Annotated in this window: 14 protein-coding genes; 7 read left to right on the top strand and 7 right to left on the bottom strand. The window is 64.8% G+C overall.

Features of this window, described 5'->3' with window-relative positions; translation table 11 throughout:
* Positions 1-299: cation:dicarboxylate symporter family transporter (locus tag MRBLMA1_RS06730; RefSeq protein ID WP_363735750.1), on the top strand; the 299-nt coding region annotated here is incomplete at its 5' end.
* A gap of 127 nt (positions 300-426) precedes the next feature.
* On the opposite strand, the gene MRBLMA1_RS06725 is transcribed toward MRBLMA1_RS06730, so the two are convergent.
* The 3 genes from MRBLMA1_RS06725 to MRBLMA1_RS06715 all read right to left on the bottom strand — a co-directional run bounded on the left by MRBLMA1_RS06725 (position 427) and on the right by MRBLMA1_RS06715 (position 2,572).
* The gene (locus MRBLMA1_RS06725) at positions 427-993 is read right to left on the bottom strand and encodes an NADPH-dependent FMN reductase (RefSeq protein ID WP_363735749.1); all 567 of its coding nucleotides are present in this window, start codon (positions 991-993) and stop codon (positions 427-429) included.
* Positions 994-1,094: 101 nt separating this feature from the next.
* Positions 1,095-1,277 (bottom strand): hypothetical protein, encoded by a 183-nt coding sequence (locus MRBLMA1_RS06720; protein ID WP_363735748.1) that lies wholly within the window; start codon positions 1,275-1,277, stop codon positions 1,095-1,097.
* A 5-nt stretch (positions 1,278-1,282) separates the two neighbouring features.
* Positions 1,283-2,572 carry an adenylosuccinate synthase gene (locus MRBLMA1_RS06715; RefSeq protein WP_363735747.1) on the bottom strand — a complete coding sequence of 430 codons (1,290 nt, stop codon included), beginning with the start codon at positions 2,570-2,572 and terminating at the stop codon, positions 1,283-1,285.
* A 325-nt stretch (positions 2,573-2,897) separates the two neighbouring features.
* On the opposite strand from MRBLMA1_RS06715, the gene MRBLMA1_RS06710 reads away from it, so the two are divergent.
* Positions 2,898-3,701: an alpha/beta hydrolase gene (locus MRBLMA1_RS06710; RefSeq protein WP_414714756.1), complete on the top strand. Its 804-nt coding sequence runs from the start codon at positions 2,898-2,900 to the stop codon at positions 3,699-3,701.
* On the opposite strand, the gene MRBLMA1_RS06705 is transcribed toward MRBLMA1_RS06710, so the two are convergent.
* The 3 genes from MRBLMA1_RS06705 to MRBLMA1_RS06695 all read right to left on the bottom strand — a co-directional run bounded on the left by MRBLMA1_RS06705 (position 3,695) and on the right by MRBLMA1_RS06695 (position 7,744).
* Complete coding sequence (locus MRBLMA1_RS06705; protein ID WP_414714699.1) at positions 3,695-4,831, bottom strand: ATP phosphoribosyltransferase regulatory subunit; 1,137 nt, start codon at positions 4,829-4,831, stop codon at positions 3,695-3,697. The genes MRBLMA1_RS06710 and MRBLMA1_RS06705 overlap by 7 nt on opposite strands.
* 54 nt (positions 4,832-4,885) lie before the next feature.
* Positions 4,886-6,466 (bottom strand): phosphoglycerate dehydrogenase, encoded by a 1,581-nt coding sequence (serA, locus tag MRBLMA1_RS06700; protein WP_363735745.1) that lies wholly within the window; start codon positions 6,464-6,466, stop codon positions 4,886-4,888.
* Between the two features lie 117 nt (positions 6,467-6,583).
* A complete protein-coding gene (locus tag MRBLMA1_RS06695; protein WP_363735744.1) occupies positions 6,584-7,744 on the bottom strand; it encodes a phosphoserine transaminase in 1,161 nt (386 codons plus the stop codon).
* Positions 7,745-7,905: 161 nt separating this feature from the next.
* Here MRBLMA1_RS06695 and MRBLMA1_RS06690 point away from each other — a divergent pair, with 161 nt between their 5' ends.
* From MRBLMA1_RS06690 to MRBLMA1_RS06670, 5 genes are all read left to right on the top strand, one after another.
* Entirely contained in the window at positions 7,906-8,601 is a 696-nt protein-coding gene (locus MRBLMA1_RS06690; RefSeq protein WP_363735743.1) for an extensin family protein, read from the top strand.
* A 154-nt stretch (positions 8,602-8,755) separates the two neighbouring features.
* The gene (locus tag MRBLMA1_RS06685; RefSeq protein ID WP_363735742.1) at positions 8,756-9,634 is read left to right on the top strand and encodes an LOG family protein; all 879 of its coding nucleotides are present in this window, start codon (positions 8,756-8,758) and stop codon (positions 9,632-9,634) included.
* Positions 9,635-9,721: 87 nt separating this feature from the next.
* Positions 9,722-10,393 (top strand): pyrimidine 5'-nucleotidase, encoded by a 672-nt coding sequence (locus MRBLMA1_RS06680; RefSeq protein ID WP_133653094.1) that lies wholly within the window; start codon positions 9,722-9,724, stop codon positions 10,391-10,393.
* Positions 10,390-11,229 carry a 2,3,4,5-tetrahydropyridine-2,6-dicarboxylate N-succinyltransferase gene (dapD, locus tag MRBLMA1_RS06675; RefSeq protein WP_363735741.1) on the top strand — a complete coding sequence of 280 codons (840 nt, stop codon included), beginning with the start codon at positions 10,390-10,392 and terminating at the stop codon, positions 11,227-11,229. Before MRBLMA1_RS06680 ends, dapD begins: the two co-directional genes overlap by 4 nt.
* A 106-nt stretch (positions 11,230-11,335) precedes the next feature.
* Positions 11,336-13,195, top strand: a complete 1,860-nt coding sequence (locus MRBLMA1_RS06670; protein ID WP_363735753.1) for an ABCB family ABC transporter ATP-binding protein/permease — start codon at positions 11,336-11,338, stop codon at positions 13,193-13,195.
* A gap of 37 nt (positions 13,196-13,232) precedes the next feature.
* Here the strand turns inward: MRBLMA1_RS06670 and MRBLMA1_RS06665 are convergent, their stop codons facing one another.
* Positions 13,233-13,640: a hypothetical protein gene (locus MRBLMA1_RS06665; RefSeq protein ID WP_363735740.1), complete on the bottom strand. Its 408-nt coding sequence runs from the start codon at positions 13,638-13,640 to the stop codon at positions 13,233-13,235.
* Positions 13,641-13,966: the final 326 nt, after the last annotated feature.

The raw sequence follows: 13,966 nt of genomic DNA, 5'->3' as shown, positions 1-13,966 counted from the left end.
CCGCCGTCCCGCGGGCATCACTGGTGGTGGTCGCGGCGACGCTGGGCCAGTTCGACCTGCCGGTGGAGGGTGTCGCCTTCATCCTGGCGGTGGACCATTTCATGGACATGGGCCGTACCGCGACCAACGTGCTGGGCAATGCGATCGCCACCAGCGTCATCACCAAATGGGAGGGCATGCTGGAGGTCGAGGAACCGGAATATGTGCCCCATCCCAAGGCACCGGCGCATGGCGCAGCGCACGGCCGCGCCGGGCTGGAGCTGGCCCCCGACATGATGAACGAGGAAAAGGGGCGTTAGGGCGCGTCCAGATCGCTGGAGCGTCGTGCGCAAAAATGGGAACTGGTTTTGCGCAAGAACAATGCGACATCAAAAGCATAGAGCGCGCTGCATGCCTCGGATTTAACGCAACGCGCTCCAGTCGCTGCTAATCCTTCTTCGCCGCCGCAGCCCAATAGGCCAGGCTGCGCGCAAAGCCTGCGAAGCCGCGCTCCAGCGCGGCGCCGCTTTCACCATGCGGACGGCCCTCGGCATCCAGCGTATCCCCGATCTGGCCGACGCTGAGGCGTTCCGGAAGCACCGCCATGCCCATGGCGTTCAGCGTTACTGTCCAGGCGGCGTGGCTGTTGACCCCGGCATAGCGCCCCATTGAATAGCTGGCGATGCCGGCAGGGCGGCGGTCGAATTCCTTGAGGAAATGGTCCGTGAGGTTCTTGAGACCCGGCTGCACGCCGCGATTATATTCGCCTGCGACGAAGACGAAGGCATCGGCGGCGGCAAGGCGTTGCGCCAGGGCCTCCATGGCGGGGGGTGCCTCGCCCGGCGGATAGTCGCTGTAGCGCATATCGAGCATGGGCAGGCCGACCGCCATCGCATCGACCAGTTCCGCCTTGTGACCGAGCGCCTGGAAGCCGTGGATCAGATAATCGGCAAGGCGTATGCCCAGCCGGCCCCGACGGTAGGAGCCGTAAAGGACGAGGATGTCGAGCGCCATGAAAGACTCCCTTGGTGGTTCAGGGGAAGTGTCGCACCGGCGACAGATGTCGTCCAGACGTCATGCGGCCGGCCCGGTCCTGTACATCCGTTGCGCCGAAATCAGCGCAATTTGGCAATGTTGAGCCCGTCCTGCTTGGCACGAGCCTTTACCGATTCCTCGCTGCGCGTAAGGGCCTTGGCGATCGCCTTGAGCGCCATGCCCTTCCTGGCCAGCGTGTGGAGCTTTTGCAGCTCATCCGCCGTCCAGGGCTGCTTGTGGCGCTCGAAGCGTTCGCCTGCCATCTCTATCAATCCGCGAAGGGATCGCGCACGAGGATGGTGTCCTCGCGCTCGGGGCTGGTGGAGACGAGGGTGACCGGGCAACCGATCAGTTCCTCGATCCGGCGGATATATTTGACCGCCTGCGCCGGAAGATCCGCCCAGCTGCGGGCACCCGCCGTCGTATCCTGCCAGCCTTCGATATCCTCGTAGATCGGCTCGGCCTTGGCCTGATCCTGAGCATGGGCGGGGAGATAATCATAAGTCTGGTCGCCAATCCGGTAGCCGACGCAGATCTTGAGCGTGTCGAAACCATCCAGCACGTCAAGCTTGGTAAGCGCGATTCCGGTGACGCCCGACACGGCGACCGACTGGCGCACCAGCACGGCGTCGAACCAGCCGCAGCGGCGCTTGCGCCCGGTGACGGTGCCGAATTCATGGCCACGTTCGCCCAGGCGCTGGCCGACCTCATTCTCCTGCTCGGTCGGGAAAGGGCCGGAGCCCACGCGGGTGGTGTAGGCCTTGACGATGCCCAGCACGAAGCCGGCGCCATTGGGGCCAAGGCCCGTGCCGCTCGCTGCCGTGCCCGCCACCGTGTTGGAGGAGGTGACGAAGGGATAGGTGCCATGATCGATGTCGAGCAACGTACCCTGCGCGCCTTCGAACAGGATGCGCCTGCCCTCCGCCTTGGCCTTGTTGAGCGTCAGCCAGACAGGCTTGACGAAAGGCAGGATGAAGCCGGCGATGTCGCGCAGTTCGGCCATCAGCGCGTCGCGGTCGATCGGCGCCTCGTTGAACCCGACGCGCAGCGCGTCATGATGCGCGGTCAGCCGGTCGAGTTGCGGACCGAGATCGTCGAGATGGGCAAGGTCGCAGACGCGGATGGCGCGGCGACCGACCTTGTCCTCATAGGCCGGCCCAATGCCGCGGCGGGTGGTGCCGATCTTGCCCGCGCCGCTCGCATCTTCCCGCAGACCGTCGAGATCGCGGTGGAAGGGCAGGATCAGCGGGCAGGTTTCGGCGATCTGGAGATTGTCCGGGGTGATCTCCACGCCCTGCCCCTTCAGCTTCGCGACTTCATCGCGGAAGTGCCAGGGATCCAGCACCACGCCATTGCCGATCACCGACAGCGTACCACGCACGATGCCCGACGGGAGCAGGGAGAGCTTGTAGACCTTCTCGCCCACGACCAGCGTGTGACCGGCATTATGGCCGCCCTGGAAGCGGGCGACGACGTCGGCGCGTTCCGACAGCCAGTCGACGATCTTGCCCTTGCCTTCGTCACCCCACTGGGCGCCGATCACGGTCACATTTGCCACAGATACAGTCCTCCGCCCGCCGCGCGGACCGGCCATGCCCTTCGACGGGACTCGGCATGCCGGTGGGATAGGGTGGATGCCGGGGCATCCTGCGGGGCGCGCGTTAGCCGGGCATGGCGGACGCGTCAAGGCGAAGGCGTTACACTTTGATACAGCGGGAGGGCTTTACGCGACCGGCCGGTTCGGCAAGCTCCCGGTCCGGATAGGAAAGGACGGGTCCATGCGGCGATTCATGACGGGAGCATTGCTCGGGCTGGGGCTGGCCCTGACGCTGGTCGCATCGGGCAGCGAGGCGCAGGGCCTGCGCGAACGCTGGCGAACGCGGATGACGGAGGGGCAGCAAAGTGCGCCGGGCGGTCAGACCATGGCCTATGGCAAGGATGGCCTGCAGGTGCTGGACTATTGGCCGGCCGAATCGAAAAAGGCGCCGCTGGTCGTCTTCGTCCATGGCGGTGGATGGAAACGGGGAAGCAAGGACAACGCCACCGGGGTCGCCAAGGTCAGGCATTATCACGAACTCGGCTATGCCTTCGCCTCCGTCAATTATCGGCTGGTGCCTGATGCGACGGTGGAGCAGCAGGCGCAGGATGTCGCGGACGCTCTGGCCTTTCTGCGGAGCAAGGCGCAAGACCTGGGTTTCGAGTCCAGCCGGATCGCGCTGATGGGACATAGCGCAGGCGCGCATCTGGTGGCGCTGGTGGGCACCGACATGCGCTATTTCACCACGGCGGGATTGACGCCCGATGCCGTGCGGGGGGTGATACTGCTGGATGGCGCAGCCTATGATGTCGGCCGCCAGATGGCGGAGGGCGGGCGCTTCATGGCCGGCACCTATGCGCAGGCATTCGGTACCGATCCGGCGCGACAGAGGGCGCTGTCACCAACATTTCATGCCGAAAAACCCGATGCGCCAAGCTTTCTGATCCTGCATGTCGACCGCGCGGACGGCGCGGCACAGTCCGAGGCGCTGGCGGCGACGCTGCGCCAGGCGGGAACGCCGGTGGAGATCGCGGCGCTGGAGGACCAGGGCCTTCGCGGGCATATGCAGGTCAACCGTTCCATGGGCGATCCCGATTATCCGGGGACCGCCATCGTCGATCATTATCTACGCCGCATCTTCGGTCAGTAGGCGCGCGGTTCGTCGCCGTCGAGCCAGTGGGAGCAGCGCAGCGCCTTGCCATCCTCCTCCCCCGTCAACGCGGCGATGGTCTGCCAGCCCTCACCCCGCAATTGCGCGGCGCGTGCCGTGTCATGGCGCAGCGGCAGGAACAGCCGCCTGGGCGCTTCGCCGCCAAAGCCCGCATCGATCAACGGATCGGGATAGAGGGAAAAGCCCATCGCCGGTTCATCCGAGCCGTCGGCGCGCATGATCGCATAGCTGCCGCCCCGGCCGATCTCTCCGGTGAACCCTTCCGCGAAGATCGAGAAGCCGAACCAGTTCTGATATTCGAAGCCGTGCCGTTCGGTGGGATCGAGCGTCAGCGTGATGTCCCAGCCGATCGGCCTGGCGATGGCGCGCAGGCCCGCGATCCGGCTGTCGATGGCGCCGCCCAGTTCGGCATTCAGCGCTTCCAGCCGCTCCATCGCCGCGTGGAACGGGCCGGTGCCCTCGATCAACGGCAGATAGGCGGCAGCGGCCGGGCTGATCGCCGCGAGCGCGCCCGCATCCTTGGCGTCGAGTTCGGCGCGCACGGCTTCGATCTCTTCCGACGCAAGCGGCAGAGGGCCGGCGGCGAGCATGTCGATCAGGTCCGGCAGGGTGAAGTCGATCGTTATGCCTGTGACCCCGGCCGCCTGCAGCGCCTCTATGGCGACGTTCACGATCTCCACGGCTGCCGCGACGCTGTCGCTGCCGATCAGCTCGGCGCCGACCTGGAAGCGCTCCCGCTCGGGGCGGAGCTGATTCGCACGCAGACGGATGACCGGGCCCGCATAGGACAGGCGGAGCGGACGCGGGGCGGAAGCCAGGCGCGTGGCGGCGATGCGGCCGACCTGCGCGGTCATGTCCGGCCGCAGGGCCAGGCTGCGCTGCGAAACCGGGTCGATGGCGCGGACGAGATCCTGCGCGCGCATGGATTTAAGGCGACCGACCAGCGAATCCTCGAACTCCGCGATCGGCGGCATCACCCGCTCATAGCCATGGGCGGAGGCGGTATCGAGCACGCGGCGCGCAAGGCGCGCCGACGCCTCGGCCTGCGGCGGCAGGCGATCGGAAAGTCCCTCGGGAAGGAGGCCGGGCGGGATCGTGGCGCTCGTCATGGTCATGGGGCTGGCCTTTAGCGAATTATGCGCGCAAGGCCAGCCCGAACCATATCAGACGAAGCGGAGAAGCTTCACCGTCTTGACGCCTGCCAGCTTGCAGATGTCGTTGAGGACGGTTTCGTTGACCACGCCATCGACCGACAGCAGCAGCACGGCTTCGCCGCCCTGGTTGCGCCGGCCAAGGTGGAAGGTGCCGATATTGACGTTCGCTTCGCCCAGCGTCGAACCCAGGCGGCCGATGAAGCCCGGCGCGTCCTGGTTGACGATGTAGAGCATGTGTCCTGCAAGGTCGGCCTCGACCTTGATGCCGAACAGTTCGACCAGGCGCGCCTGCGCATTGCCGAACAGCGTGCCCGCGACGGACTTGTCGCCGTTTTCCGTCTTCACGGTCACACGGACCAGCGTCTGATAGTCACCCTCGCGGTCATGCCGGACTTCCCGGACGTCGAGGCCGCGTTCCTTCGCCAGGAAGGGCGCGTTGACCATGTTCACCGTGTCCGAATAGACGCGCATCAGGCCGGCCAGCACCGCCGCCGTGATCGGCTTCTGGTTGAGTTCGGCGGCATGGCCCTCGACCTCCACCGCGACGCTCTGGATGCGGTCGCCCTCAAGCTGGCCGACCAGGCTGCCCAGCTCCTCCGCCAGCGCCATATAGGGCTTGAGCTTCGGGGCTTCCTCCGCCGACAGCGACGGCACGTTGAGGGCATTGGTGATGCCCCCGTCGAGCAGATAATCGCTGAGCTGTTCCGCGACCTGGAGCGCGACATTGACCTGCGCCTCGTCGGTCGATGCGCCCAGATGCGGCGTGCAGATGAAGTTGGGCGTGCCGAACAGCGGCGATTCCTTGGCCGGTTCGGTCACGAACACGTCGAGTGCGGCACCCGCGACATGGCCCGAATCCATCGCTTCCTTGAGCGCGGCCTCGTCGATCAGCCCGCCGCGCGCGCAGTTGATGATGCGCACGCCCTTCTTCGTCTTGGCCAGATTTTCCTTGCTCAGGATATTGCGCGTCTGGTCGGTCAGCGGCGTGTGCAGCGTGATGAAGTCGGCCTTCGCCAGCAGCGTGTCGAGATCCGCCTTTTCCACGCCCATTTCGACGGCGCGTTCGGGCGTCAGGAAGGGGTCGAAGGCGACGACCTTCATCTTGAGGCCCAGCGCGCGGCTGGCGACGATCGAACCGATATTGCCGGCGCCGATCAGGCCCAGCGTCTTGCCGGTGACTTCCACGCCCATGAAGCCGTTCTTCGGCCACAGGCCCTGCTGCGTCTGGGTGTTGGCTTCCGGCAACTGGCGGGCCAGCGCGAACATGAGCGCGATGGCATGTTCCGCGGTGGTGATCGAATTGCCGAACGGCGTGTTCATGACGATCACGCCCTTGGCCGACGCCGCCGGAATGTCGACATTGTCCACGCCGATGCCGGCGCGGCCGATGACCTTCAGGTTGGTCGCGTGGTCGAGAATATCCTTGGTGACCTTGGTCGAGCTGCGGATGGCGAGGCCATCATACTGGCCGATGATCGCCTTCAGTTCATCCGGGGTCTTGCCGGTGATCTCGTCGACGTCGACGCCGCGCTCACGGAAGATCGCGGCGGCGCGGGGGTCCATCTTGTCGGAAATAAGTACCTTGGGCATGACGAATTGCCTTTCAATTCATCATCCTGACGAAAGTCAGGATCTCAGGCGGTGCAGTCGTACCTGGAGGCCTGAGATCCGGTCTTCGCCGGATGACGGGGATTTGGGAGAGGTTTGTTAAGCAGCCTTGGCCGTCGCATAGGCCCAGTCGAGCCACGGCCCCAGCGCCTCGATATCGGCGGTCTCGACCGTAGCGCCGCACCAGATGCGCAGGCCCGCCGGGGCGTCGCGATAGCCCGCGACGTCATAGGCGGCGCCTTCCTTCTCGAGCAGGCCGGCCATGCTCTTGATGAAGGCTTCGTCCGCACCCTCGACGGTCAGGCAGACGCTGGTGGTCGAACGGGTCGCCGGATCGGCGGCGAGATGACCAAGCCAGTCGCGTTCCTCGACGATCCTGTTCAGCGCCGCCGCATTGGCGTTGCTGCGCGCGATCAGACCGGAAAGGCCGCCCAGGGACTTGCCCCATTCCAGCGCGAAGATCGCATCCTCGACCGCCAGCATGGACGGGGTGTTGATCGTCTCGCCCTTGAAGATGCCTTCGGCGAGCTTCCCCTTCGCCATCAGGCGGAAGACCTTGGGCAGCGGCCAGGACGGCGTGTGGGTTTCCAGACGCTCCACGGCGCGGGGGCCGAGGATCAGCACGCCATGGCCGCCCTCGCCGCCCAGCACCTTCTGCCAGGAGAAGGTGGCGACGTCGATCTTGGTCCAGTCGATCTCATAGGCGAACACGGCGCTGGTCGCGTCGGCGAAGGTCAGGCCTTCGCGGTCGGCCGGAATCCAGTCGGCGTTCGGCACGCGCACGCCCGAGGTGGTGCCGTTCCAGGTGAACAGCACGTCATGGGCGAAGTTCACACCGTTCAGGTCGGGCAACTGGCCATAGTCGGCGCGGATGATCGTGGGGTCGAGCTTCAACTGCTTGGCGGCGTCCGTCACCCAGCCTTCGCCGAAGCTTTCCCAGGCGAGCGTCGTCACCGGGCGGGCGCCCAGCATGGTCCACATCGCCATTTCGAAGGCGCCCGTGTCGGAGCCCGGCACGATGCCGATGCGATGGGTTTCGGGCAGGTTGAGCAGTTCGCGCATCAGGTCGATGCAATAAGCGAGGCGGGTCTTGCCGATCTTGGCGCGATGCGAGCGCCCGAGGGAGTCAGCGCTCAGCTTGTCGGCGCTCCAGCCTGGAGGCTTGGCGCAGGGACCGGAAGAGAAATAGGGGCGGGCCGGACGGTTGGCGGGCTTTTCAGCAGGCGCAAGGGTGGCGTCAACGGCAGTCAGATCAGTCATGTAATGCTTCTCCTTACAGAGAGCACGCGCGGCGTTGGGACCGCGTGGCCCGCTGGCCGCCCTAAAGTGTCCGGCCAAAGAGTCAAGTTGAATGTCTGGACGCGATGAGCCGAGCCAGCCGTTAACCCCTCAGCCAGCGGGACGTGGTAAAGGATTGCGTCATGATTGAGCGGGTTAGGGGGAAAGCGATTTTTCGCGGCCTGGGGCTGGCGGCTGTCGCGGCCGCCATGCTGACGCTGGCAGGCTGCGGCGGCGACCTGGTCCCGCGCGGCCGGGTGGAACGCCCGGCAAAGCCGCCAAGGGCCACCCGGCCGGCCGCTCCGCCAACCATGGAGGTCCGGCAATGCATGGCGAAGCTGCAATCGCAATCCGTCCTGTTCACACCCCTTCCCGACCAGAATTTCGGGGGCGGGTGTAATGCTTATGGCAGCGTCAAGCTGCTCGATATCGGCGTGCCCGCGACCAATCTGGGCGCGATGACCTGCAACCTCGCGGCCAATTTCGCGGCTTGGGCCCGTTTCGGCGTGCAGCCTGCCGCGCGGTTGATCCTGGGGGCGGAGGTCGAGAAGATCGAAACCTTCGGCACCTATAATTGCCGGCCGATCGCGGGAAGCGGGAAGCTGAGCGAACATGCGCACAGCAATGCGGTCGACGTGTCGGGCTTCGTGCTGAGCGACGGGCGACACATCACCATCGAGAAGGACTGGAACGGCGACAAGCGCGTCAGGCAGTTTCTGGAGATCATCCACGCCAGCGCCTGCAAGCGGTTCAGCACCGTGCTGAGCCCCGATTACAACGCCGCCCATCACGATCATTTTCATTTCGACATGGGCGGCCGCGGCGGCTTTTGCCGCTAAGCGGAAACGGGAAACGCGGCGGCTTTTGCCGCCGAGCGGAAACAGGAACATGGCGGCTCCTGCCGCTTGGCGAGCCAATGAAGCGGACCAAACTTAACGGCATTTAATCTTAACCGCCTTGGCTTTGTCACCTTGGCCGCCTACCTTGGTGAAAATGACCAGAAAAGAAATCGAAGAACGCAAATTCCGCCCCGCCCGTCAGGAAGCCGCCGACGCCCGCAAGGGGGTGGAAACACCGCAGACCAGCAGCGCCGCCTATCGCCTGGCCTTCCAGGACACCGAATTCCTGCTGCGGGAGGACCTGCGGCCGGTGCGGTTCCAGCTCGAATTGCTGAAGCCGCAACTGCTGATGGACGAGGCGAAGATCGAATCGACCTTCGTCTTCTACGGATCGGCGCGCATCCCCGAACCGGAGCAGGTGCAGGCGCGCATCGACGCCGCGACCACGCCCGAACAGAAGCGCATCGCTGAAAATCTGGGTCGAAAGGCGCGCTATTATGACGAGGCGCGCAAGCTGGCGCGGATCGCGGCGCAATATCCGGTGAATGAAGCGGGATGCCGCCATTTCGTCGTCTGTTCGGGCGGCGGCCCCTCGATCATGGAGGCGGCCAATCGCGGCGCCGACGATGTGGGCGCCACCACCATCGGCATGAACATCGTGCTGCCCCATGAGCAGGCGCCCAACCGCTTCGTCACGCCGGAATTGAGCTTCCAGTTCCATTATTTTGCCCTGCGCAAGATGCATTTCCTGCTTCGGGCACGGGCGCTGGCGGTATTTCCCGGCGGCTTCGGCACGTTCGACGAGATGTTCGAACTGCTGACGCTGATCCAGACCGGCAAGATGAAGCCGATCCCGGTGCTGCTGTTCGGGCGCGAGTTCTGGACGCGGGTGGTGGATTTCGAGGCGCTGGCCGACGAAGGCGTGATCTCGCCTTCGGACCTCAACCTGCTGACCTGGGTCGAGACGGCGGAGGAAGCGTGGCACGCCGTGCAGAGCTTCTATCAGGACAGTGAAGCGCCGGACTGCGGGTAACGCACCTGATGCTCATGCGAAGGCAGGAGCACGGACTCCTTCTTCTTCCGCCTTGCCCTCTTCCCCGCGCGGGACTAGGGCCCGGCCATGCGTCCCGACCTCGCCCATGTCGACACCTGGATCTTCGATCTGGACAATACGCTCTACCCGGCGAAGGCGGACCTGTTTGCCCTGATCGACGTCAAGATGGGCGAATTCATCCAGGGCCTGCTCGGCTGCGATCCGGTCGTGGCGAGGGAAACGCAGAAGCGCTATTTCCTGGAACATGGCACGACGCTCTCCGGCCTGATGCACCATCATGGCATAGAGCCGCAGGCGTTCCTGGACTATGTCCACGACATTTCCATGGACCGGCTGGAGGTGGACGAGGCGCTGAACGCCCATATCGCGGCGCTGCCGGGGCGGCGGCTGATCTTCACCAACGGCGATGGGGCCTATGCGACGCGGGTGCTGGACCGGCTGGGCCTTTCCGGCGCGTTCGAGCTGATCCACGACATCCACGCCTGCCAATATGTGCCCAAGCCCGATCCGTCGGGCTATGCGGAATTGTGCCGTGTTCACAATGTTGATCCGACCCGCGCCGCCTTTTTCGAGGATATGGCGCGCAATCTGCGCCCGGCCAAGGCGATCGGCATGACCACCATCTGGGTCAATAACGGCTCCGAAGCCGGCGATCATGGCCATCATCCCGACTTCATCGATTTCGAAACCGACCATCTGACGCCGTTCCTGGCGGATATTTTTGGGGAAAAGCCATGAGCAACGAACTGATCGCCATCATCGACGCCGCCTGGGAGGACCGGGCCAACGTCAACCTCCAGACGCAGGGCGAGGTCCGCCAGGCGGTCGACAAGGCGCTGGCCCTGCTGGACAAGGGCGCACTGCGCGTGGCGGAGCCGACCGCGGAAGGATGGCAGGTCAACCAGTGGGCGAAGAAGGCGGTGCTGCTCTCCTTCCGCCTGAACGACAATGTCATGATCGACAACGGGCCCGGCGCCGGCCATTGGTGGGACAAGGTGCCGAGCAAATTTGCCGGCTGGGACGAGGCGGCCTTCCGCGCCGCCGGTTTCCGGGCCGTGCCGGGCAGCTTTGCCCGCGCTGGTTCGCACATTGCCAGGAACGTCATCCTGATGCCAAGCTTCGTCAATATCGGCGCCTTCGTCGATGAAGGCACGATGGTCGACACCTGGGTGACGGTGGGAAGCTGCGCGCAGATCGGCAAGAATGTGCACCTTTCCGGCGGCGTGGGCATTGGCGGCGTGCTGGAGCCGTTGCAGGCCGATCCGGTGATCATCGAGGACGACTGCTTCATCGGCGCGCGGTCCGAAGTCGTGGAAGGCGTGCGCATCGGCAAGGGATCGGTGCTGTCGATGGGCGTGTTCATCGGCATGTCCACCAAGATCATCGATCGCGCCACGGGCGAAGTGTTCATCGGCGAAGTGCCGCCCTATTCGGTGGTCGTGCCCGGCAGCCTGCCCGGCAAGCCGCTGCCCGACGGGACGCCGGGGCCCAGCCTCTATTGCGCCGTGATCGTGAAGCGCGTCGACGCGCAGACGCGGTCGAAGACCGGGATCAACGAACTGCTGCGCGATTGAAGGCACGCCGCCATTCCGCCCATGCGGGCCTGCGAAGCGTGAACGAAATGGCGACGCACCTTCGACGTCTCTAGATCAAAGCGGCATGACTTCCTAAATGAGTGTCATGCCGCCCTCGACGCCCGATAACTCCCCGCTCCCGCCCATATGGGCGACGATGCGGCGGTTCTTTCCCTATCTCTGGCCCGCCGACGCCCCCGCGCTGCGGCGGCGCGTCGCCATCGCCATGCTGCTGGTGCTGGTGGCGAAGGTCGTCAGCCTGGCCATGCCCTTCGCCTACAAGGGCGCGGTCGATCGCATGGCGCCGGGCATGGAATCCGGCGCGGGCCTCGCCATCGCGCTGGTCGTCGCCTATGCGGGCGCGCGCTTCGGCAGCGTGCTGTTCGACAATCTACGCAACGCCATTTTCGAGCGGGTCGGGCAGGAAGCAGGACGGCGGCTGGCCGACGATGTGTTCGTCCACCTGCACCGCCTGTCGCTGCGCTTCCATCTCGACCGGCGGACCGGCGCGGTTACCAAGATCGTGGAGCGCGGCACGAAAAGCATCGACACGATGCTGTATTTCCTCCTCTTCAACATCGCGCCGACGGTGCTGGAACTGGCGGCGGTCTGCGTCATCTTCTTCGTGAAATTCGGCGCCGGCCTGGTCGCGGCGACGCTGGTGATGGTGGCGCTCTATATCTGGTTCACCCGGACGATCACCGAATGGCGCAACCAGCTTCGCCGCGACATGGTGGATATGGACACCAATGCGGTGGCCCATGCTGTGGACAGCCTGCTCAATTTCGAGACGGTCAAATATTTCGGCGCCGAGGAGCGCGAAGCCACCCGGTACGGCAAGGCGATGCGGCGTTACGCCGAAGCGGCGGTAAAATCGGAAAACAGCCTGGCCTGGCTCAATATCGGCCAGTCGCTGATCACCAACCTGATGATGGCGGGGGCCATGGGCTATACCGTCTGGGGATGGAGCCATGGGCAGTTCTCGACCGGCGACGTGGTGCTGGTGAATACGCTGCTGAGCCAGCTTTTCCGGCCGCTCGACCTGCTGGGGATGGTCTACCGGACGATCCGCCAGGGGCTGATCGACATGGAGGCGATGTACAAGCTGATCGACACGCAGGCCGAGATCAGCGATGCGCCCGGCGCGCCGATGCTGCATGTGGAGGCAGGCGAGGTGCGCTTCGACCATGTGCATTTCGGCTATGATCCCGAACGGGAGATATTGCACGGCGTGAGCTTCACCGTGCCGGCCGGCAGGACGCTGGCCATTGTTGGCCCGTCCGGCGCGGGCAAGTCGACCATCGCGCGGCTGCTGTTCCGTTTCTACGACATTCAGGGCGGCCGGATCAGCATCGACGGGCAGGACATAGCGGCGGTGACGCAGCAGTCGCTGCGCGCGTCGATCGGCATCGTGCCGCAGGACATGGTGCTGTTCAACGACACGGTCGGCTATAATATCGGCTATGGGCGCGAGGACGCGACGCAGGAGGAGATCGAGGCGGCGGCGAGGGCGGCGTCGATCCATGATTTCATCATGGGCCTGCCACTGGGTTATGCCACGCGGGTCGGCGAGCGGGGACTGAAGCTCTCCGGCGGTGAAAAGCAGAGGGTCGCGATCGCCCGCACGCTGCTGAAAGACCCGCCTGTACTGGTGCTGGACGAGGCGACCAGCGCGCTCGACAGCCGGACCGAGACGGAAATCCAGGACGTGCTGCGCAGCATTTCGCGCAAGCGCACGACGCTGATCGTCGCGCACCGCCTGTCCACCGTGGTCGATGCCGATGAGATCATCGTCATGGAAAAGGGCCGCGTGGTCGAGCGCGGGCGGCATGGCGATCTGGTCCGGGCGGATGGCCTTTACGCGGCGATGTGGGCGCGCCAGGCGACCGAGCGGGACGATATGCCGATGGAGCCGGGGATCGAGGATATTTTCGAGGTGGTGGAGGTCCCTGGGGGTCGGGCGTAAGGTGAAGTTGGGCACGCCCGTGGGCCGCTTGGCGGATCTAAGCCTGCTTCAACGGCGCTGACTCATCCTCGGAACCTGCTGATGGGGCGCAACCTAACAACCAGGCCTCGGCGTCATCCATCGACAGGAATGCCCGCACTCGGTCGTCGTCGGACAGCCGATTGGCTTGCAACTTGGACAGGTTGGAGCCCAAGACGACCGCATAGCGATCACCCCCGCCTTTGAGCACTTCATGCGGCAGTTTAAAGCTACTGATCGTCTCAGCGGGCTGTACCGGAGATAATCTGGCATCGACGAGAAACCTGAATGACCCGAACAGCCGACGAGCTGCGGAGGCGTTAGCCAGAAGCTCCTCGTTAAATCTTTCGACCTCCGAGACTGACATGATGCCGGCAATCTCGACGTGCACAAGTTTGTTTTTCTCGTCGATTCGAAACACAAACATGCACCGCCTCCTTCCAATCACTTTGGGCTGGCGAGGTTTATAAATTCTTTCCGGACCAGTTGTCCGCCCCGCGTTGGTGTCTCCTCGGCTACCGCGCCAACGATAATCACCGTCAGCGGCTTCCGTTTCCGCCGTCAGAGACGTTTATCTCAATATATCGTTCCGGCTGTGAGACTCTATTTCCGCCCTGGCGCCCCGGTTGATTTTGCTGCTGTCGGCCCTTATTTTCCCCATCGCGGACCGGGCCCCTCTGGCGTGCTGATTCCAGCGCGTGATGTCGGACCGCATCGGAGTTTCCGGTGCGACTGACGGTCTGGTTCAGACCA

The organism is Sphingobium sp. LMA1-1-1.1 (assembly GCF_040676365.1).
In the GTDB taxonomy this organism is placed as follows: Bacteria; Pseudomonadota; Alphaproteobacteria; order Sphingomonadales; family Sphingomonadaceae; genus Sphingobium.
This window is presented reverse-complemented; position numbering and strand designations above follow the sequence as displayed.

Coding starts and splice junctions, on each gene's coding strand:
- MRBLMA1_RS06725 (WP_363735749.1), bottom strand. CDS start 993: ATGGCGCTCGACATCCTCGTCCTTTACGGCTCCTACCGTCGGGGCCGG.
- MRBLMA1_RS06720 (WP_363735748.1), bottom strand. CDS start 1,277: ATGGCAGGCGAACGCTTCGAGCGCCACAAGCAGCCCTGGACGGCGGAT.
- MRBLMA1_RS06710 (WP_414714756.1), top strand. CDS start 2,898: ATGACGGAGGGGCAGCAAAGTGCGCCGGGCGGTCAGACCATGGCCTAT.
- MRBLMA1_RS06705 (WP_414714699.1), bottom strand. CDS start 4,831: ATGACGAGCGCCACGATCCCGCCCGGCCTCCTTCCCGAGGGACTTTCC.
- serA (WP_363735745.1), bottom strand. CDS start 6,466: ATGCCCAAGGTACTTATTTCCGACAAGATGGACCCCCGCGCCGCCGCG.
- MRBLMA1_RS06695 (WP_363735744.1), bottom strand. CDS start 7,744: ATGACTGATCTGACTGCCGTTGACGCCACCCTTGCGCCTGCTGAAAAG.
- MRBLMA1_RS06690 (WP_363735743.1), top strand. CDS start 7,906: ATGATTGAGCGGGTTAGGGGGAAAGCGATTTTTCGCGGCCTGGGGCTG.
- MRBLMA1_RS06685 (WP_363735742.1), top strand. CDS start 8,756: ATGACCAGAAAAGAAATCGAAGAACGCAAATTCCGCCCCGCCCGTCAG.
- MRBLMA1_RS06680 (WP_133653094.1), top strand. CDS start 9,722: ATGCGTCCCGACCTCGCCCATGTCGACACCTGGATCTTCGATCTGGAC.
- dapD (WP_363735741.1), top strand. CDS start 10,390: ATGAGCAACGAACTGATCGCCATCATCGACGCCGCCTGGGAGGACCGG.
- MRBLMA1_RS06670 (WP_363735753.1), top strand. CDS start 11,336: ATGCCGCCCTCGACGCCCGATAACTCCCCGCTCCCGCCCATATGGGCG.
- MRBLMA1_RS06665 (WP_363735740.1), bottom strand. CDS start 13,640: ATGTTTGTGTTTCGAATCGACGAGAAAAACAAACTTGTGCACGTCGAG.